Below are 20,181 nucleotides of genomic sequence, written 5' to 3'. Positions count from 1 at the left end.
CATGCCAAAACTCAAAATAGGCGAGCTTCCAGACGACAAGCCGGTCAAAGTGAGTACGGAGCTGCCTGCGACCGTGCATCGTGATCTCACTGCATATGCAGAAGCGCTTACACGTCAAGGTGGTCAAGTGGTCGATCCGACTAAGCTCATCGCTCCTATGTTGGCGCGATTTATGGCCACGGATCGAGGATTTTCTAAACTGAAGCGTCAAGGCCACGTACCGTCCGTTGGCGAAGGACAGTGATGGTCAAGGTGCCTTGAAACAGTTGGCCGACGCTAAATAGTTGCGTGCATCAACCTGGGTCTTGCCGAGCTGGCGCTAAGAGCTGAGATATCGTGTCGGAAAGGTGTGTTCCCGCATCTGCGCGATACAACTCCGACTTCGTTTTCTTGGTTTTCAGACGCGAGAGCGCTGGGCAAGGCGCATTACACTGCTCCGGCCATCTACGCTGACAGGCACGTCACCCTCAATCGTGGCCCGACGTACGACGCGATGCTGGTCTCCATAGTCGTTAACAGCGTAATGCTGCGTCGCGCGGTTATCCCATATCGCAATATCGCCTTCCAACCAGTTCCAGCGCACAGTGTTTTCGGGCGCGGTGATGTGAGATTGGAAAAGATCGAACAGCTTTTGACCGTCGTATTTGGGGACCCCAACAAAGTGCTTCACCAAGGCGCCAAGCACTAGCGTCCGCTCGCCTGTTTCAGGGTGGACGCGTACAACGGGATGCTCGGTCTCAAAAACCGTTCTGGTGAACACCTCGTCAAAGTGCTTCTTGTCGACCTCGCGGACACGCGCGATCCCGGCGTAATCGAAAACGTTGCTGTGAACGGCCCATAGGCGCTCGGCAAGCCGTTGTAGTGGCGGCGGCAGATCAAGATAGGCGGCAGCTGTGTTCGACCAGACGGTGTCGCCTCCGAACGTTGGCATCACAACGGCCCGCAGGACCAAAATCTTGGGATAGGCGTCGGCGAAAGTCCCATCCGCATGCCAAACGTCGGCGCGACCGCCGCCGCGAGCGGAGTCCAATTCGAGGAGCGATGCCATACCTTTGGTGGCACCGAGCATCGGATGCGGCACTAGCTTTCCGAGACGAGCGGCAAAGCGCTCCTGCTCGGCATCATTGAGATGTCCTTGATTGCGGAAGAAGATCACCTTGTGCTCGAGCAACAAGCTGTTGATCGCAGCAATCGCGTGATCCGGTAGATCGCCCGATAGCTTCACATGTTTGATTTCAGCTCCGATGCGCGCTGCACGTTTCACCACATTCGTGCTCGGAATGAGGCCACCGATCAAACCCGTTGTGCTCATATTGCGTTTTTAGGCCCTAGGAGAGTCTTTCGTGCCTCTGGGAGCGAATGATCTTCAGCAAGCATCGTGCCAAGCAATAGACAGCCCTGTACCGCCATCGAGCACTGAACCGTAACTGAGCCGATGGTTGGAACGAGTGACGAAAGAACTCTCTCGCCGGTCTCACCCTTCTAATGTCGTGATGACGAAGCGGACGCAGGAGCGCGCCAACCCGGCAGATATTCGTTAGCTTTTTAGTCACTCAATTGCGTTGAAAAAAGAAATGCTTCTGTAGGATCGATTTGTCTGAGCAATGGCCATCCCAAGCGGCGCTGGCAAGCCACAATGCCGAATGGGTTCTCGACAGTCTCATGCTTACTATGCGCGCTGTGTTGCGCCTGACACGAGATTGTGCCTCTGTCAGAAAACGGACAAGTGTCTACAGCACGGTAAGCCCGAGTTGACTGTTCGGCTAGTAAATCTGGCGAGGTAATTGATAACCCGAGTTAATCTCGACCAATGTAGATGGAGCGTGTGAGAGCTGCAGACCTACCAAAAATGGTCGGTCGTACTGTTGCGAGAAGTTGGATATACTGTCGCTCTCAACGGGGGGATCCGTGCCTTACAGTATTAGGTGTCATCGAACGGGGTTTAGCCGAAAGCATTTTTCGGTTCAAAGGTTGAGTGCAAGAGAAGCCCTCTGTAAGGCGGAGTGTCTTGAGAAATCGGGAATAGACATAGACTATATTGATACTCCCTCGGTCGGACGTGTCGACCTCCGCACGCTCCGGAAGCTGGCTGAGAAGGAGGGCAGTTTCGAGCAAAAAGATCCCAGCCAATGATGCCCATCATACCTGCGCTTTCAGGTGAATACTCAAAGGTTGAGCTCGCACCTACGAAGCCCCGTCACTTCAAAGCTGGCCGTCGCTTTCATGCGATAGCCTGGTGCGCGAGCTGTCTCGGATCCCACCGGAGCAGTGTCGCCTGCCGGTTAGATTGTTTGAGATGAGAAGATGCTGCGCTTTTCAGGTAGCTAAAAGACCGTTTCACAGTCTTCAAGCCGAGCCCGTATTACAGCAGGATGCATGACACGGCGAAACAGCTTGGTCTGCACTGCAGGCCACCTTTTCAGTGATTGTCGACAGGTCGACTCTGGCGCCGAACCGGTTTGATCTCGACAGCAGCGCAGGCGCGACTCGGCGCCTTAACTCAAGAGAAACTCGACGCTGTCCCTGCCGCGCCCACGCTGCCGGTGAAGTTAGCCAAGACGTGACTCGCCGCTTGTGCTGGTCCGAAAAGCGCTGTCCCTACCACGTCCCCACTAACTTCGGTGGCCAACCTTGCCATAATGAGGCTAGCTACGTCGCCTTCCCGGGAGTGGCTCAATCTCCGACGGGCCGCGGAATTGTAGCACCAAGAGCGATCATGGGGCGCCTACCGGGATGGGTGGCTGGCCTTTACAGCTTAATGGCCGCACGAGATGGGCACATGCAGAAGGCCTTCGAGTTCGGGTGGATAACGATGAGGCGTAGGGAGACAGACGATCAGATACAGGGCGGTTCGGCTGAGTGTCAGGCTGCGCTCTTACTATCGTGCATTGTTACTATCGTGCATTATGCTCCCCGCGCAGCCCCTCCTCATGCGACTGTTCTCCAGTAGTATCTGTGGCGCACGCGATGCGGACCAGGTGTTCTGGCGAACATCCTCGCGGATTCCAGACGGTCTGGAAAGCAACTGTCATTCCTTGTAGCGGGAACTTAGCAAATGGAGCTGCTAGTCCCATAAGGTGTGTTCCGCACCGGAGTGCTGCACGATGGATGACGAGTCCCCGACCGAAACTCTCCGCAAAATGATTCAGCTCCAGATCGAAGTCGTTGCGGCGGCTATTTGTGACGGCAACAGCGCCGTCGAAGCCGTGCGCCGTCTGGAGTGGCTTACACGTGAACTCGTGCAGGAAGAGGTGAGCCTCCGAGGAGAGCCAGCTTTGTGTGGCGGATTACAACGTCATGTGCAAGAGTCTTTGCCTCTTTGTCGTTGGACCTGCAAGAGGTGCTGCGCCGCGATTAGCGGAGCGGTCATTTGCTCAATTGAGCGCAGGCGCCGTCTCGTTCGCCAGGCCTTCCCCGAGATCATCCTACGAGAACGCGTGGTCCTGCCGCCTCCGACCCACAGCCCGTGCTGCGGGCGGCGGCAGTCGCAGCTCTGCGATGGGGCGACGCCGACGGGAGAGATCCCACGTCGGTTCAAGGTGATCAACACGGTGCGAGAGAAGTTAAGCTGTCGAACCGCGAGGCGATCACGACCCTTCCGGCGACACTGGTTCTGCCGTCGCTTTGGAGGGGCCGGACTTCTGGTTCATCTTCGCTCCCTGTGGCTAGGATGAAGCAGAATATCTCTGCGCAGAGAACCTGGGAACTCGTTCGAGCAGATGGCCGGCCGACGTCATCCGCCGCCGGCCATCCTACGCTGCCCTCGGCCTGGGGGCTGGATAAGGAGCGGTCCACTGAGTGGTCACAAGCTTTCGATCGCCGATCACAACGCGCCAACCAATTCCAGCAAGCTACGGGCTTGATCGAAGCTGAGAAATCGATGGTCTTGCGCTACTCAGCAAGCGCCTGAGCTGCTGCCGCCTTAATGGACACCGGGTTCAGGTAAACCTCGTTGCGGTCGAACTAAACCGGGCTGACATAAGCGTGCTCGAGCCCCTGCGGGTCGCGTTGCAAAGTTTTTGGTAGCCGAACACATCGGCGCGAGCTTCGTCTCTCGTTCTTGAGATCTTTCCTGCCGTACGTTCGGTTTTGAGAAGACAGGAAGCTTTCCATCTCGGCATTGTCCCACACGTCCCGGAACGGCTCATGCTGAAAACGATACCATGGTCGGCTATTAGGCTTGGAACTGCTCGCTGGTGTGCTGGCGCATCAGTCGGGTGCTCTTGTGATGATGGATAACCCCTGGGGGGCACCGCTCCACTCTCATGCAGCCACGAAATACCTCGCTGGTTATTCCGACGCATTCCTCGGAATCGCAGCAGCAATGAGGGCGCATGGCCGGCGCTACGGGCGAGTGCTCATCAGTTCGGAGAGGTCGCCCGGCCCAAAAATATCTATTTGGCCCTGCGGGGACTATACACCGTCGTGGTCCGCACCAAACAGCATTGGGAAAGCGGCATTAAGCTGGCTCGACGCTGACAAGCAACTCCGGCAGTCGCGCGTGCTTTACACGCAGCACTGCCAGAGCCCCTGTCACTTGGAATCGAGAGTTTGTCGCGGGCTCAGCTAGCGGCGTAGCAAGCACAGCGTCCACTTCTCACTTGCTCAAGGCGCCGAGACACGTACACGTTGCTTCGGAAGCGACATGCGTGCGTCGACAGCTACGAGCCCAATCCGAGGCATCGGAAGCACGATGTGGCAGGCCGATATACAGGAAGGGCCGAGAACTTGAGTTAGTAGCTGGCCGCCTCCTGCGGCTCGCCCGGTTGCGGTGAGAGTGCGAATCCCTAGTTGTCGCGTCGGCGCAGCTCCCGTCAGGTGTCTGGCAGGAGATGCGAATGCGACGGATGATTGGCATTGACGTCCACCAAACCTTCGTAGGGTGTTTGGGAGAAGCTTCGATCCGCAGGCCGCTTTGATATGACGCGCACTGCGCTGCAGGACCAGGCGGCTTAACAGTCCTGCAGAAGCTGGTGAGCTATTTGGGGCTGAACCCGCGGGTGCGGCTGTCGGCAATGGGAGCTACCCATCACGGCCGTATCAACAAGTCGGCCGCAGTTATGCGAGCGCCGTGCTGGTCGAGGCGGCATTGGAGCGGCGAAGGCGCCCGGTCCACTGCATATTTCGTACTGCCGGTTCTGGCCGCGGCGGGCGATCCATAGCGATAGACTATGGCACGCAGAGTAACTCCAGGGCCGAACGCCCATCTCACAGATGGTCCGTCACGGTCTAAGGTGAGTCCTAGTGGCTCCAAAGCATCCTTCGGCTATGCCAACGTATAGCTTTCGAAGGAAATCCTCCGCTGCCAATTTGAAGTGGACACGATCACGAGGTGATCGAGGCACGCTATGGGCGGCCATACAGTTGGGAGACTAAAATCTGGTCAGATCGGTGTCTCCATCCTAATTGACTGTACTCCGCATTCCAGAACACGAACGCGGAATCGCAGACCGAGCTTGGCAATGCGCTCGGGCTGGCGGACAGTTCTTCTTCAGAACCGCATTAACTCAGACCTAGGAGGTTACATTGAAGGCCGCTCTCCGCTCTCCTCGTTGGACCATACGAGAAGATGAACTGTTGCGCGACCTTGTCGATGCAGGCGCGCCTGTGGAATCCATTTGCGAAACGCTCAACAGGTCCGAGCCGGAACTTCGGAGGCGGGGCTACTACATTGGCCTACCAAGGAAATGGTTTAAGCGAACAGTCGCCTTTTGACGTTGAGGTCGCGCTCGGCAGGCGGCAGTTCGTCATGAAACTGCCCTCTAACTATTGGGTGGCGGGCCAAATCTGATCAGCCCGACCGTCATTAGAAGAACACCTGTGGCGGCACTAAAATGGGAATTGCCGCAGCCGGAAGAGCCCAGGAGAGCTACGAGACCCCAAATGCCCTTCTTCGGTGCCAAACCGTTCTCTTGTGCACAGCGCGAGTGCGATTCCGGGCGGGCTCCGGCCCCGCAATACGACTGGAGCGCCCAAACCGCGCTCGCCTTCTATTTCCCACGCTGTCGCTCGATCTCGCACGAGTGCGGTTCGTGACGGTTCACACCTCTCGTCAATGGCTTAAGGCGGGCCCGCTCGGCGCTCGCAAATTGCCACATGCAAAGGAATGGATGAGATATCGTAGGTTCGGCGGGTGTGGGGAAAAGCGGTAGCGCTCCCCCGCTACCAAATCCCAGCGCAAATCCTCGGTTTTGTCTTGCATGCCAAATCGCAACGCTGGTCTGGCCGTCACGATCCTGCTTTCCGAAACCCGCACGTGACCAACTCGGTTTCAAATTCGCCTACGCAAGTATCGGGTACGGCAAGGACCATCAAGTTTCGCGCTCTAGTGACCGCCACATACCCGATCCTCCCAAGCTCCGTACCGGTACCATCGAGCAATGCGCGTACCTGTCGTTTGTCAGCAATGTACATCACCGCGTCAATGCTTTCGCCCTTAACCTGATGGATCGTCGAAACGCGAAATGGCGTAGAGGTCGGCGTCGAAGCCAAATCCGGTGTCGCGATGAGGGGCTTGTTCAGGAGACCGCTCTTCTTAAGCTTGTTTCCGATATTATCCGTCGGCGTCAGATTAAATTCCTTTTCCAGCCTACCGAGAAGCTGTTTCACTCGTGCGACGAGCAATGGATGCCATTGAGAGTCGGCGAGTAGTCCACCGGCAGGCACGCCCGCATCAGCGTCCCTTACGAACGCCCAAAGGACGCGCCTTAGCAGTTTGACTTCGGTCTCCTGGTTGCGTGAAATCCGGCTAACAAGCTGCCCATGCTGATCAGCAAGCAAGCCCACCACCGCGCTGCATACATAGCGAAACGCGTCGTGATACTGGTGGAGCTTGTCGCGGTAGATGGTCGCGTTGACGAACTGCTTGATCGTTCCTTGACCCTGATCCTCTTCGCCGCCACGCCATTCATCTACGCCTTTACCGGATCGGCAAAGAACCGCTGCCTTGCTTGGATGGATATTGGCCGAGGCGAGCATGTTTCGGAACGCATCAAGAAGCCGCTCTTTTTCGGTGATCTTGTACGGAAGGAAAAGCGCCCCTTGGGAAGCGGTTGCAGCCTTGCGGTCTGCTTCGTCGTTCCGGCCGGAAAGTTTATTCGCGACCCTAACGATAGCTTCCACGGACCGATAATTGACCGTGAGACCTTTATCCGTCACGCCTGACTGCGCCTTGTAAGCGCGGAGAAATTCTCCAGTCGCACCCGAGAACTCGTAGATTCCTTGGTTTGGGTCGCCAATCAGCGACAGCTCGGAGCCTGCCTTAGCTAGCATCTCGAGAATTTCTTGGTGCTCTTTTCCAATGTCTTGCGCTTCATCAACTAGTATCAATGGATAGCGGCGCGCTAGTGATCGCAGGACGAAGGGCTGCTCCTTCAACGTTCGGATTGCCCAATAGCGACCCGATGAATGTGTATAGGCTCCTATCTTCCCGAGCTTCTCCAGTGCCCTTTGGCCATCGGATGCGGCGATCTTTACTGCGGCATAGCTCGGTCCCGCCTCGTACGCGAAGGCGCCACTTTCGTAACTTATTCGCAGGTCAGCCGTAAGGTGCCCCCGCCTACCATCCCAAACTGTGAACCCCTTCAAAAACGTTTCCCGCCCGTCGACGAGGAAAGCAGTTCGCGGGGCGCCCATTGCCCGATGCGAATGAGGACGGATAACGTTTGTGGTTAGGAAGCCATCAACGGTGTCGATCTCGACAGCGGATGGCCGCAAGGAAGCTGATTGTGCGTGCTCCAGTGCGTAATAATCTCGACGGAATGTATCGACCGCAACGTTGGAGAATGAGAGCAACGCCACGATACCATGGCGGTCGTCCAGCAACTTGCGCATCTGACGCAAGCGATGTGTCGCAGTCGTAGTCTTGCCGCTTCCGGCGCACGCTGTCACACATACCGGCCCCAAAGGAAGCTCTACAACGCTCCTTTGCTGGGAAGATAAAATTGTCATTTCTTCACTACGTGCTCGATCGCAGCCGAAATATAAGGAGGAATCTCGATATCGAGGCCGCCGTCGACGATTTTAGTGGCAAGCGTCTGGGCAAACCTCCCTTTTTGGACATTACCAGACGTTCGTTCGAACATGCCGCTGAACAGCACACGAGCTTTGGCGGCATCGTCTGGGGCCATTCCAACTTCAATGCGCAAATCAGCTCCAATCTGGGGATGGAGTTCCTCCAAAGCGTCCAACATTAGTTGTCGATTCTTATCATAAAGCGCGAAGTCGTACTCGAACGTCTTCACTCCATGGAAAACCCTCACGAATTCGTCTTCCGATTTTTTCATCGCAAGGACGTTGTCCGATGGGACGATTGCTTCTCCTAATTTGGGGTAGTACGGCTCTTTCTTGCCGTGAGCGTCTGTCACCTTTGCCGGATCGGCATCGGTGAGGATCGCCACTGGAATTTTTATAGCCTTCACCCCGAATAGGGGCATGAACGAGTCGAAGTTCAGCCCCTCGACGCTGATTAGGCTAATGCCGTGATCTCGCAGATCCTTGCCAGCTTCTTTTGCGAGCACATGGACCATCATGAGTTCAGCAGCGCCTTCGACAAAGATCACGCGGCGCGCGAAAAAGAGTTCTGCGCGCGTCACGTCCAGATAGCGCTCGAGTTTATCGCGCTTACCCTTTTCGAACTTCACATCTCGCGGGTGAAAGCTCTCGACTGCTGAACCAGTGTCAACAAGACAGCCTATTGTAGAAAGTTTTGCGATACTCGCAAAATTCGGCGAGTGCGATGTCACAAAAACCTGTACGGGTTTCTCCCCAACCTTGCAGTCGATCTCGGACAGATATCTTAGAAGTACTGATTGAAGTTGAGGATGTAGATGCGCCTCCGGCTCCTCAACGATCAAACCTCGGAAGGCTGATTCGGCGTTTTTGGACAGCTCGCTCAATACAACGGCCATGAAAATCAAGTTGTTGTAGCCGAGCCCATTGCTTTCGATCTCAAAAGCGTCAACTAACAACGAAACGCGTGACGCCAGCTTCTGAAAATCGCTCGCGCTTAACCCCACATTGAGAATTTGAGCGAGCTGCGCACCAAGCATGGTTTGATGACGCGCGGTAATCGCATTCTGTGTGTCGACGATTGGTTGGTGCTTCTTAAGTTCCTCATCAAATTTTTTCAGTTCCGCCTCGATCCCAGTGCGGCCAATTTCGTCCGAAAGTAGGTTTAGGAGCCTTGAGAGCTGGCTCGTCCGGCTGGGTTTGAGACCTTGTGCCGCATCTCGCAATGGCGGAAGATAAACACTCCTCAGATTTTCAAGCATTCCCGAGGTCACCGATACGTCGTCATGATCTCCGCACCACTTACGTACCCGTAGCCGACCGCTCTTGTCCGGTTCACCGTAGGTAACGCCGAGAATGGCCTCGATATTACCTTCCGCGTCAGATTTCAGGGCATGAGAAAAGTCGGCCTCATCCTCACTGGAGAGATCACGAAACGTATATTTGAAAGCGATGTCGCCGCTCGCCTTTCCGCCTTTGGGAAGATGGATGTCGTCAGTGTCGAAACGAGGATACGGGTCATCCATGCCAGCCAACAGTGCACGTAGTGCGTCGACGACCGCGGTTTTTCCGACGTTATTGGGGCCGACCAAGACGTTCAGGCCTGGAGCAAATTTCAAAGTGACATCACTAAGACGCCGGAAATTCTTAATGGCGAGTTCGGCCAAATACATGCGCTTCCTCAAAAGAGAATCTGTGGCAGTAAATTGCAATCAGAGCGGGCATTTTGCAACCGCCGGCGGCGCCGCAGAACTTATTTCGTCGGCGATCTCTCGCCCCTAAGGCGGAAAGGAATGAATTTGTCCCATGGGCAAAACACCTCCTCCACCCCGTCAACCCCTCCCCACAAAAATATTCCCCTTTACCGAATTTCGGAAATGTCGTACACCCCGCCCATCCCGGCTCATCCTTGAGGGGCGATCGCGTCGTCGTCTTGATCGCGAGCCGGGCTTGCGGTGGACGCGGCAGCGTCGGGCGCGAAAGGTGCGGGCAGGGAGGGTAGTCCCCGGTGAGCTCGCGGCCGCGCGCGGACGAACGGCGCTGCTAGGTTTCGTCTCGTCTGTAAGTTTCCGGCTCCGTCGACGGTGCAGGGAAAACTGCGGCGAAATGGCGGGCCGTGCGTACGGCAAAACCGTGTGGTCCTGGCCGTCGTTGCTACGGTCAAGCTCTTGCGGATGCGGCAGTCGCGTCAACCGGCGCGGCGGCCGGTGAATTCCGCGAGGCGCGAGGGAGGCCAGAAGGAACTCGGCTCCCGGGAGAGCGCGGCATAAGCCGTCCGACCATCGCGCAGGGAAGGCCGAGTGATCGGCACCACCTGTATGCTGCTGTGCGGTTTTCTGCGTGTGCATTTTGCGCAGCAGACCGCGGGTGCGATGTCAGCACCCGGCCTTCCCTGTGCCCTCTTGGCTTTCAGAGGGTGAAGTGACGAAGCAAGGCTCGGGCGAAATCAGTCGCGAGGCTGCGAAGGCGTGTCTGTGATGCGAAGCGCTGTCGGAGCCCCCACGACGCTGCCCTTTACTCTCTCGGCGCGGGCGCCCTGTCCGTGCTGGAGACAAGGACGAGACCCTCGACCGTTCACGCCGACTTATGCTCGAATACCGATTTGACTTGGCCGTCGCGCCGGTCCTCGAAGGTTTGCTCGGGAAGCAAGCGACCGGTTCTGTGATCACCATCACAGGCGTGGCCGCCTTCCTGTGTGTATATTGCCGGCTCGGAGCAGGGTGGCGACCATGCGGAATCGGATTGCACTGGTTTTCAGTTTCTTTTTTTTCACTTCTCTGGCAGCTGCTGATCTTGCGGCCGCAGACGACCGGACCATCTGCGTGCAGCGCGGCCATGAAGACCGCATCGCCGCGTGCTCGCGGCTGATCGCAAAGAGCGGCGGGCGCGACGCCGTGGCGTACGACAATCGCGGTGCCGAATACGGCGACAAGGGCGACTACGATCGCGCCATCTCCGATTTCAGCGAGGCCATCCGCATCGATCCGAAATACGCGCTTGCCTGGCAGCATCGCGGCGCCGCCCTGCTTCGCCGGAACGAGGTGGATCGGGCCATTGCCGACCTGACCCAGTCGATCCGGCTCGATGCAAACAATCTGAACGCCTTGAACGACCGCGGCATGGCCTATGCCGCAGCAGGTGATTCCGGGCGCGCGCTTTCGGATTACAACGCAGCGATCCGCATCAATCCGAGGTTCAAGTTCGCCTACTTCAATCGAGGGCGGCTCTATGCCGGCAAGGGCGACCACACCCGGGCGATCGCTGAATACTCCGAGGTCATTCGCATTGACCCGACCTACGGCTATGCGTTCAACAATCGCGGACTGTCCTATCGGGACACCGGCCAGTCCGAGCGTGCCGTGGCCGATTTCAGCGAGGCGATCCGGCTTTTGCCGAGGACGACGCTGGCCTACAACAACCGCGGCGACATCTATCTCCTTCAGGGCAGGTACGATCAAGCCCTCGCCGATTTCAATGAGTCGCTGCGCAATGATCCGCAACATCAGAGCGCGCTGGTAAACCGCGGAATGGTGTTCGAGAAGCTGGGCGAGGTCGCAAAGGCCCGCGCCGACTTCAACGCAGCTCTGGCTGCCCTGCAGAAGTACGACAGCGCGAAATGGGCGATGGACAAGGCGCGCGAACGCCTCGCCGCGCTGGACGATACGTCCATCAAGACCGTTCCCGCCACCACCACGTCGGTCATCGCGCTGCCGGGACCGTCAAATAGAAATGACAGGCGCATCGCGCTCGTGGTCGGAAACTCCGCTTATGAGAATGTCGCAGCGCTCGCCAATCCGGCGCGCGATGCGGCGCTCGTCGCCGAAACGCTCAGGCTCACCGGATTCGAATCCGTCACGCTGCTGACCGATCTGCGCAAGGATGCGTTGACCGCGGCGCTGCGCGACTTTGCAAGGCAGGCGGAAATCGCCGACTGGGCGATGGTGTATTACGCCGGTCACGGCATGGAGGTCGGCGGCGTCAACTACCTGATCCCGATCGACGCGAAGATCGCCTCCGACCGCGACGTCAGCTTCGAAGCCGTGGCGCTGGACCAGGTGTTGAACGCGGCGGAACGCGCCAAGCGGCTGCGCCTCATCGTCCTCGATGCCTGCCGCGACAATCCCTTCGCCAACCAGATGAAGCGCACCATGACGCTGGCGTCGCGTTCGGTGTCGCGCGGCCTTGCGGCGATCGAGCCCGAGGCGGGCACGCTGGTGGTGTATGCCGCAAAGGACGGAGAGATGGCGCTCGACGGAGAGGGCAGGAACAGCCCGTTCGCCACGGCGTTCGTCAACAACATGCGCAAGCCCGGTCTCGAGGTGCGCCGGCTGTTCGACGTCGTGCGTGACGACGTCATGGAGGCGACCAATCGTGCACAAAAACCGTTCAGCTACGGATCGGTCTCGGGCCGGCAGGATTTTTACTTCGTTGCCGGGAAATGAGACGCAAGGCTTTGGCTGTCGCGCCGGCCAAAATTCACGGTATTGAGCCGAATTTCGGAATATCGTACACCCAGCCCATCCCGGCTCATCTTGAGGGGCGATCGCGTCGTCGTCTTGATCGCGAGCCGGGCTTGCGGTGGACGCGGCAGCGTCGGGCGCGATGGTAGCGGGCAGGGAGGGTAGTCCCCGATGAGCTCGCGGCCGCGCGCGGACGAACGGCGCTGCTAGGTCGCCTGCAATGAGTGGCGCCTGTCGGAGGCATGTTGCCCCTTGGTCCATCGGCGCAAGGGCCCTGTCCGCGGGTCACGCATCGTGCCCGACAATCGGACTTGCGACATGGTGACATTTTCGGCCGCTCACGCCGGCCACGCCTGTCCACCGCCGTCGATCCGCAACACCTGGCCCGAGACGAAGGCACCCATGGGTCCTGCAAAAAACTCGACCACGCGCGCGACCTCGTCGACGGTGGCGATGCGGTCGAGCGTCCCGGTCTCGACCATCCGGTTGGGGTCGACCGCTCGGGTGCCAAGAAATCGGCCGGTGCGGGTGTCACCGGGCGCGATGCAGTTGACGGCGATGTCGTAGGCACGGAGCTGGTCGGCAAGACAACGCGTGTAATGCGTCACGCCGGCCTTCGCCACCGCATAGATCGAGCCGTTGGTGCGGCCCTTGAAGGCGGCGACCGAGCCGAGCGTGACGATGCGGCCGCGCCGCCGCTCCATCATGCCCTTCGCGACCGCCTGGCAGGTCAGGATGGTCGAGAGCAGGTTCCGCTCCAGCACGGCCCGTATGTCGGCTTCCTTGATGTTCACGGCATCGTTCGGATCGGGCTTGCCACCCGCAGCCGCGATATCGCCGCCCGCATTGTGCACGAGGATGTCGATCGGACCGAGAGCGGCCTCGGTTTCGGCAATCACCCGCGAGATATCGTTGGTCCTGGTGAGATCGCCAAGCACGCGCACGGTGCTCACGCCGAATTCTCGGCTGATCTCCGCGGCAACGGCAGTGAGCGTGGTGCCCTCGCCATATTCGGCCGGTCCGTTCTCGCGCATGCCGTGTATCGCGACGCTGGCACCGAGCGCGGCGAGCTTTTCCGCAAAGGCGCGGCCGAGCCCTCGCCCTGCGCCGGTCACCAGGGCCACCTGCCCAGCCAAAATCCTCGTCCTGTCAGGCGATGCCATGATCCTCTTCCTGCTATGAAATGTCACTCAGCTGCGACATTGAAGCCGATCGCCAGCGCTTGCACCAGGCACACTGCCGGACGGCGAATTTCATCCGGTTTGGGCATTTAGCTTACCTCTATTTGGCCGCTCCTCGAGTTGGGCGCCGGACGGGCTGGAACTCGTGGGCGTGATGGTCGTTTGCTTGGCCGGGGCAGCAGTAACGATCGGGGAGAGCACGTGAACCGACGCCAGCTTGTTCAAGGGTCGGCAGTGCTGCCGGCGTTGCTGCTTGCTTCCCGATGCAGTCTGGCCGCCCCTTCGGATGACATTTTCGGGCCGTCCACCGTGAGGGACCTGGCGCGGAGGCTGGCGGGCAAGCCGTACGAGGCGCCGGACGAGAAGCTCCCGGGCGGATTGAAGGACCTGGACTACGATCAGTATCGTTCGATCCGCTTTTTGCCCGAGCGGGCGCTCTGGCGCGGCAAGAATCTTCCGTTCGAGGCGCAGTTTTTCCACCGCGGCTTCTTCTACAAGAACAGAGTGAACATCTTCGAGGTCGCGGACGGAAAGGCATCCGAGCTCAAGTACCGCAAGGCGGACTTCTCCTTCGGCGAGAAGGTCCCGCCGTTCGAGGACAGCGATCTCGGGTTCGCGGGCTTCCGCATCCATGCGCCGATGAACCGTCCCGACTATTACGACGAGGTCTGCGTCTTCCTAGGTGCGAGCTATTTCCGCGCCGTGGCCAAGGGGCAGACCTACGGGCTTTCCGCGAGGGGGCTGTCGATCGATACGGGCGAAGCCAAGGGCGAGGAATTTCCGCTCTTCAAGACGTTCTGGCTCGAACGGCCGGCGCCGGGTGCGACCTCGTTGGTGATTCATGCTCTGCTCGACAGCAGGAGCTGCACCGCGAGCTACCGGTTCACCGTGCGCCCCGGGGAGACGACGGTCTTCGACGTCGAGATGTCGGTCTACCCGCGCGTCGAGATGCCGCGCGCCGGTCTCGCGCCCATGACCAGCATGTTCTTCTACGGTCCGAACGACCGCAACGACATCGACGATTTCCGCCCTTCAGTCCACGATTCCGACGGCCTTGCGATCTTCAACGGGAAGGGCGAAAGCCTGTGGCGGCCGCTCAGCAATCCCCGCGACCTCCAGATCAGCACCTTCCAGGATCTCAATCCGCGTGGCTTCGGGCTGATGCAGCGGGAGAGAAACTTCTTCGCCTACCAGGACATCGAATCCAGTTTCGAAAAACGTCCAAGTCTCTGGATGGAGCCGATCGGCGATTGGGGCGAGGGCGGCGTCGTGCTGTTCGAGATCCCGACCAAGGAGGAGATCCACGACAACATTGCCGCATTCTGGCGCCCGAAAAGCCCGCTCCAGGCCAAGGGCGAACACAACTACACCTATCGGCTGCATTGGGGGCCAGATAGCCCGAAGCCGCATTCGCTGGCCAGATTTACGCGAAGCGGGATAGGAGCGAGGGGCGGAGATGCGCGCCTGTTCGTGCTCGATCTGCATGGCGACAACCTCAAGGGCGTCGATCCTGCCGGTGTCAAAGGCGTGGTGACGGCGGAGAAGTCCGAGGTGAAGAACATCGTCACGCAGCCCAATCCCTACACCGGTGGCTGGCGGCTCAGCTTCCAGTGCCGGGTCAAAGGCGAGCCGGTCGAACTGCGGGCGTTCCTGGCCGAAGGCGACAAGCCCTTGTCGGAAGTCTGGGTCTACCGATGGGCGCCCTGAGCACTGCACCGCTGCCGATTGCCGGCGATATCGCGACCCAGCGCCTGCTGCCGACGGAGGCCCCCCTGCCGATGGCTCCTGGCGACCTCGGAAAAAGCCTGGTACCCGACCGTATTCCTGCGCCGGTTGCCCCCGCAATGGCCTGGCGGCGCGGCCTCATCCTGCTCTCGACGGCGGCGCTCACGGGGGCCGGCGGATACGAGATGTATCGCGTGCTGCAGGTCGGCGGCGTCACCGTCCTTGAAGCCATGGTGCTGGCGCTCTTCCTGGTCCTGCTCGCCTGGGTCGCCTTCTCGTTCGCTTCCGCGCTGGCCGGCTTCTTCGTGCTGCTGGCCCATCGTCCAGGCGCCTTTGCGCCGGACGAGGAGCTGCCTGCGATCGCAAGCCGCACCGCCATGCTGCTTCCCACCTACAACGAGGATCCGCACCGATTGACGGCGCGGCTTCGCGCGATCATCGAATCCCTGGAGACGACCTCGCAAGGAAGGCTGTTCGACTGGTACGTTCTGAGCGACAGCACCGATCCCGACATCTGGGTCGCCGAGGAAAAAGCGCTCCTCGCGCTGCGACAAGCCGTCGGAACGCCAAGCCTGTACTATCGCCATCGAGCCGACAACACGGCTCGGAAAGCCGGCAACATCTCCGAGTGGATCACGCGGTTCGGCGGCGCCTACGACTTCATGATCGTGCTCGACGCCGACAGTCTCATGAGCGGGCAGACCATCGTCCGACTGGTCCATGCCATGGAGAGCAATCCGAGCGCCGGCCTCGTCCAGACGCTCCCCATGGTCGTCAACGCGCGAAGCCTGTTCAGCCGGGTCCAGCAATTCGCAGGCCGCCTCTACGGACCGATGATCGCCGCCGGCGTCGCCTGGTGGCACGGCTCGGAAGGTAATTACTGGGGCCACAACGCGATCATCCGGGTGAAGGCGTTCGCGGAATCGGCCGCGCTGCCGCAGTTGCGCGGACGCAAGCCATTCGGCGGGCACATCCTGAGCCACGATTTCGTCGAGGCTGCGTTGATGCGGCGGGCCGGGTGGGGCATCTACATGCTGCCGACGCTCGGCGGGAGCTACGAAGAGGTGCCGCCTTCGCTGCTCGATTTTGCGGCGCGCGACCGACGCTGGTGTCAGGGCAATCTTCAGCATCTGGCTGTCGTGCCAGCGCGGGGTCTCCACTGGGTATCGCGTGTCCATTTCATGGTGGGCATAGGAGCGTATCTGACGGCGCCGCTGTGGCTGCTGTTCCTGCTGCTGGGAATGCTGATCTCGCTGCAGGCCCGCTTCGTGCGGCCAGAGTATTTTCCGAAGGGGTTCTCGTTGTTTCCGACCTGGCCGGCCCAGGATCCCGTGCTCGCCATCTGGGTGTTCGTCGCCACGATGGGTCTGCTGCTGTTGCCGAAGCTGCTCAGCCTGGTCCTCGTTTGGATGCGGGGCTCGGTGAGACGCCAGTTCGGCGGCGCGTTGCGTGCTTCGGCCGGAGTTCTCGCAGAGATCATCGTGTCCGCGCTGATGGCGCCGGTGATGATGATCTTTCAGTCGATCGCTGTCGTCGAGATTTTGGCCGGCCGCGATGCCGGCTGGCAGACGCAGAGGCGCGACGACGGCACGGTGGAGCGCCGTGAACTCTATCGGAAGTACGGCATTCCAACCCTGTGCGGCGTTGCGATGGCCGCAAGCGCGTACGCGGTTTCGGTGCCCCTTCTGCTTTGGATGTCGCCGGTCATCGTTGGGCTGCTGTTCGCCGTTCCCATAGGCGCGCTGACCGCCATGCCCGCCTCCGGAAGATTGTTTGTTACTCCCGAAGAACGAGAGCCGCCTTCCGTGCTGCGGCGAGCGAACGAACTCAGCGCGTCGGCAGACGTAGGGGGCAGCCCCGCCTTGGTGGAGCTGCGCCAAGACCCCGCGCTCCTGGCCTTCCACCTCGCGCAGTTGCTGCCTCCTCGCGCCACCAGGCCCGACACGGTCGACGCCAACCTGGCGGTCGGCCGTGCCAAGGTCGATGCAAGCGAAACTTTCGAGGAGGCCGCAGAGCATCTATCCTCGCGGGAAATCTTCTCGATCTTGAACGACGGTCCGGCGCTTTCCAGCGTGTTGCAGAAGCGATGAAGCTGCGGCCTGGATCTGTCCTGCGGCCGTTTGAAGCTTTTCTCGTTGCATAGTCCGGTATTGCTCTCTCTCTTGATGGCCGGCATCCTCGAACCAAGTGCGCGGAAAAGCGCCCCAAAACGTCCAAGGAAGGAAGCACGCGATGAAGATGATCAAAGGGCCTGCGATATTCCTCGCTCAGTTCGCTGGCGATGCGGCGCCGTTCAATTCGCTCGATGCAATGTGCGGATGGGCGGCATCGCTGGGCTACAAGGGAATCCAGATTCCGAGTTGGGATGGGCGGCTCTTCGACCTGAACAAAGCCTCGGAGTCTCAGACCTATGCCGACGAGGTGAAGGGTGTTGCGGCTCGGCACGGGCTTTCCATCACCGAGCTTTCGACCCATCTGCAAGGCCAGCTCGTCGCCGTTCACCCGGCCTATGATGCGGCGTTCGACGGCTTCGCCGCGCCGGACGTGCGTGGCAATTCCAAGGCCCGCACGGAATGGGCCGTCGATCAGGTCAAGCGCGCCATCCTGGCGTCCCGGCGGCTCGGGCTGACGGCCCAGGCAACGTTTTCCGGCGCGCTTGCCTGGCCCTATGTCTATCCCTGGCCGCAGCGCCCCGCCGGCCTGATCGAGACCGCCTTCGACGAACTCGCCAGGCGCTGGCGGCCGATCCTCGACTATGCCGACGAGCACGGTGTCGATCTCGCCTATGAGATCCATCCTGGCGAGGACCTCCACGACGGTGTCTCCTACGAAATGTTTCTCGAGCGGGTGAACAACCACTCGCGCGCGAACCTGCTCTACGATCCCTCGCACTTCGTTCTGCAACAGCTCGACTATCTCGACTACATCGACATCTACCACCAGCGCATCAAGGCGTTTCACGTCAAGGACGCCGAATTCAATCCGACCGGTCGCCAGGGCGTCTATGGCGGTTTCCAGAGCTGGGTCGACCGTGCCGGCCGCTTCCGCTCACTCGGCGACGGTCAGGTCGATTTCGGCGCCATTTTCTCCAAGCTCACGCAATACGATTACGACAGCTGGGCGGTGCTCGAGTGGGAGTGTGCCCTGAAACATCCCGAGCAAGGCGCGGCCGAAGGCGCCGAGTTCATCCGAAACCATATCATCCGGGTGACGGAGAAAGCCTTCGACGATTTCGCAGGCGGCGGCGCTGACGCGGCTGCCAACCGCAAGATGCTCGGCATCTCCTAAAAGAGAGGGTGCAACATGGCGATCGAAGCAAGCAATGAAACCGGCGGCCATCGCCGTATCCGCCTCGGCATGGTCGGCGGGGGCCAAGGCGCCTTCATCGGTGCCGTCCACCGCATTGCCGCGCGCATCGACGACCAGTTCGAGCTGGTCGCCGGCGCGCTCGCGTCGGATCCGGTTCGCGCCAAGACGTCCGCAAAGGAGCTCGGTATCGCCGACGACCGGGCCTATGGCTCGTTCGAGGAGATGGCGCGGGCTGAAGCGGCGAGGGCGGATGGCATCGAGGCGGTCGCGATCGTGACGCCCAACCACATGCACCGCCCGGTCGCGAAAGCCTTCCTCGAAGCCGGCATCCACGTCATCTGCGACAAGCCGCTGACGACGACCGTTGCAGAGGCCGAGGAACTGGTGGCGCTGGTCAGGAAGACCGGCAGGATCTTCGTCGTCACGCACAATTACACCGGCTATCCCATGATCCGGCAAGCGCGCGCCATGGTCGCGAATGGCGATCTCGGCGAGATCCGTCTCGTCAAGGTCGAGTATCTGCAGGATTGGCTGACCGAGCCATTGGAAACCACCGGCCAGAAGCAGGCGGCGTGGCGCACCGACCCGTCCCGGTCCGGCGCCGGCGGGTGCATCGGCGACATCGGCACCCATGCTTACAATCTTGCCTGCTTCGTCAGCGGGCTCGAGCTCGACGAGCTGCTCGCGCAATTGTCGACCTTCGTCGAGGGGCGGCGGCTCGACGATGATGTCCAGATCCTCCTGAAGTGGAAGGGCGGCGCCAAGGGCATGCTGTGGGCGAGTCAGGTTGCCGTCGGCAACGAGAACGGGCTCACGCTGCGCGTCTACGGCAGCAAAGGCGGCCTCGAATGGGCGCAGGAGAATCCGAACCATCTCTGGTTCACACCCTACGGCAAGCCCAGGCAGCTCCTGACCCGCGGCGGAGCCGGCGCAATGGGCGAGGCCGCCCGCGTTAGCCGCATCCCATCAGGCCACCCTGAGGGCTACCTTGAAGGCTTCGCAACGATCTATGCCGAGGCGGCGCGCGCCATCCGCGCGGCAGCGGCCGGTGAAAAGCCGCATCCCGATGTCATCTTCCCGACGGTCGAGGATGGCCTCGCCGGCGTGAAGTTGATCGATGCTGCGGTGAAGTCGTCCGCGGGTAATGGCGTCTGGGTTCGGATGACGTAAGGCGGTCGCGAAGCCGCGGAACCCGTTGTCGACGGATCTGCTCTATATGGATGCAATCATGACCGATGACTTCGCTTTGTCGAGTACCGCCGAGTGAGACAACTTGCACGGCATTCGGTGCGTCACGTCATGCGACAGCTTGCGGCGTCCGACGTCCGCACGAAAGATGCATCAAATGCGAGCAATTGTGGCGCCTGCAATTTGCATGCTGACTATGGGCTACCTCACACATCTGAAATTTCCGCTCTCACAAATTGCTGACGCGGAGCCAAGGCGAGTTCCATTGCTTTGTCTAACCTAGATTGTATGGTGCCCGTAAGAGCATC

General features: G+C 60.0%; 10 protein-coding genes and 2 pseudogenes. 7 read left to right on the top strand and 5 right to left on the bottom strand.

All coding sequences use genetic code 11. The features are described from left to right. Position 1 precedes the first annotated feature (1 nt). Entirely contained in the window at positions 2-244 is a 243-nt protein-coding gene (locus I6F31_RS04015) for a DUF2274 domain-containing protein (protein ID WP_225184718.1), read from the top strand. Positions 245-397: 153 nt separating this feature from the next. On the opposite strand, the gene I6F31_RS04010 is transcribed toward I6F31_RS04015, so the two are convergent. Next, positions 398-1,312, bottom strand: a complete 915-nt coding sequence (locus I6F31_RS04010; protein WP_225184717.1) for a TauD/TfdA family dioxygenase — start codon at positions 1,310-1,312, stop codon at positions 398-400. Between the two features lie 2,056 nt (positions 1,313-3,368). On the opposite strand from I6F31_RS04010, the pseudogene I6F31_RS04005 reads away from it, so the two are divergent. Further along, positions 3,369-3,575 (top strand): annotated as a pseudogene (locus I6F31_RS04005) (IS66 family transposase); the annotation flags it as partial. A 388-nt stretch (positions 3,576-3,963) separates the two neighbouring features. Here I6F31_RS04005 and I6F31_RS04000 read toward each other — a convergent pair. From I6F31_RS04000 to I6F31_RS03985, 3 genes and pseudogenes are all read right to left on the bottom strand, one after another. Then, positions 3,964-4,204: pseudogene (locus tag I6F31_RS04000) on the bottom strand (IS3 family transposase); the annotation flags it as partial. 2,024 nt (positions 4,205-6,228) lie between these two features. Further along, positions 6,229-7,950: an ATP-dependent helicase gene (locus I6F31_RS03990; protein WP_225134421.1), complete on the bottom strand. Its 1,722-nt coding sequence runs from the start codon at positions 7,948-7,950 to the stop codon at positions 6,229-6,231. Continuing rightward, the gene (locus tag I6F31_RS03985) at positions 7,947-9,683 is read right to left on the bottom strand and encodes an ATP-dependent endonuclease (protein WP_225134422.1); all 1,737 of its coding nucleotides are present in this window, start codon (positions 9,681-9,683) and stop codon (positions 7,947-7,949) included. The genes I6F31_RS03990 and I6F31_RS03985 overlap by 4 nt, the downstream gene beginning before the upstream one ends. A 1,149-nt stretch (positions 9,684-10,832) precedes the next feature. Between I6F31_RS03985 and I6F31_RS03980 the strand changes: the two genes are divergently transcribed. Next, positions 10,833-12,452, top strand: a complete 1,620-nt coding sequence (locus I6F31_RS03980; RefSeq protein WP_225184716.1) for a tetratricopeptide repeat protein — start codon at positions 10,833-10,835, stop codon at positions 12,450-12,452. 356 nt (positions 12,453-12,808) lie between these two features. Here I6F31_RS03980 and I6F31_RS03975 read toward each other — a convergent pair whose 3' ends face one another. Further along, positions 12,809-13,633: an SDR family NAD(P)-dependent oxidoreductase gene (locus I6F31_RS03975; RefSeq protein ID WP_225123894.1), complete on the bottom strand. Its 825-nt coding sequence runs from the start codon at positions 13,631-13,633 to the stop codon at positions 12,809-12,811. A 219-nt stretch (positions 13,634-13,852) separates the two neighbouring features. Here I6F31_RS03975 and I6F31_RS03970 point away from each other — a divergent pair, with 219 nt between their 5' ends. The 4 genes from I6F31_RS03970 (at position 13,853) to I6F31_RS03955 (ending at position 19,855) form a co-directional block, all read left to right on the top strand. Next, complete coding sequence (locus tag I6F31_RS03970; protein WP_225184715.1) at positions 13,853-15,358, top strand: glucan biosynthesis protein G; 1,506 nt, start codon at positions 13,853-13,855, stop codon at positions 15,356-15,358. Then, positions 15,346-17,466 (top strand): glucans biosynthesis glucosyltransferase MdoH, encoded by a 2,121-nt coding sequence (gene mdoH, locus I6F31_RS03965; protein WP_225184714.1) that lies wholly within the window; start codon positions 15,346-15,348, stop codon positions 17,464-17,466. The genes I6F31_RS03970 and mdoH overlap by 13 nt, the downstream gene beginning before the upstream one ends. A gap of 142 nt (positions 17,467-17,608) precedes the next feature. Further along, positions 17,609-18,664, top strand: a complete 1,056-nt coding sequence (locus tag I6F31_RS03960) for a sugar phosphate isomerase/epimerase (protein WP_225184713.1) — start codon at positions 17,609-17,611, stop codon at positions 18,662-18,664. Between the two features lie 15 nt (positions 18,665-18,679). After that, positions 18,680-19,855, top strand: a complete 1,176-nt coding sequence (locus I6F31_RS03955; RefSeq protein WP_225184712.1) for a Gfo/Idh/MocA family oxidoreductase — start codon at positions 18,680-18,682, stop codon at positions 19,853-19,855. The last annotated feature ends 326 nt before the right edge of the window (positions 19,856-20,181 follow it).

Source organism: Bradyrhizobium sp. NBAIM01 (genome assembly GCF_020194115.1).
In the GTDB taxonomy this organism is placed as follows: Bacteria; Pseudomonadota; Alphaproteobacteria; order Rhizobiales; family Xanthobacteraceae; genus Bradyrhizobium; species Bradyrhizobium yuanmingense.
This window is presented reverse-complemented; position numbering and strand designations above follow the sequence as displayed.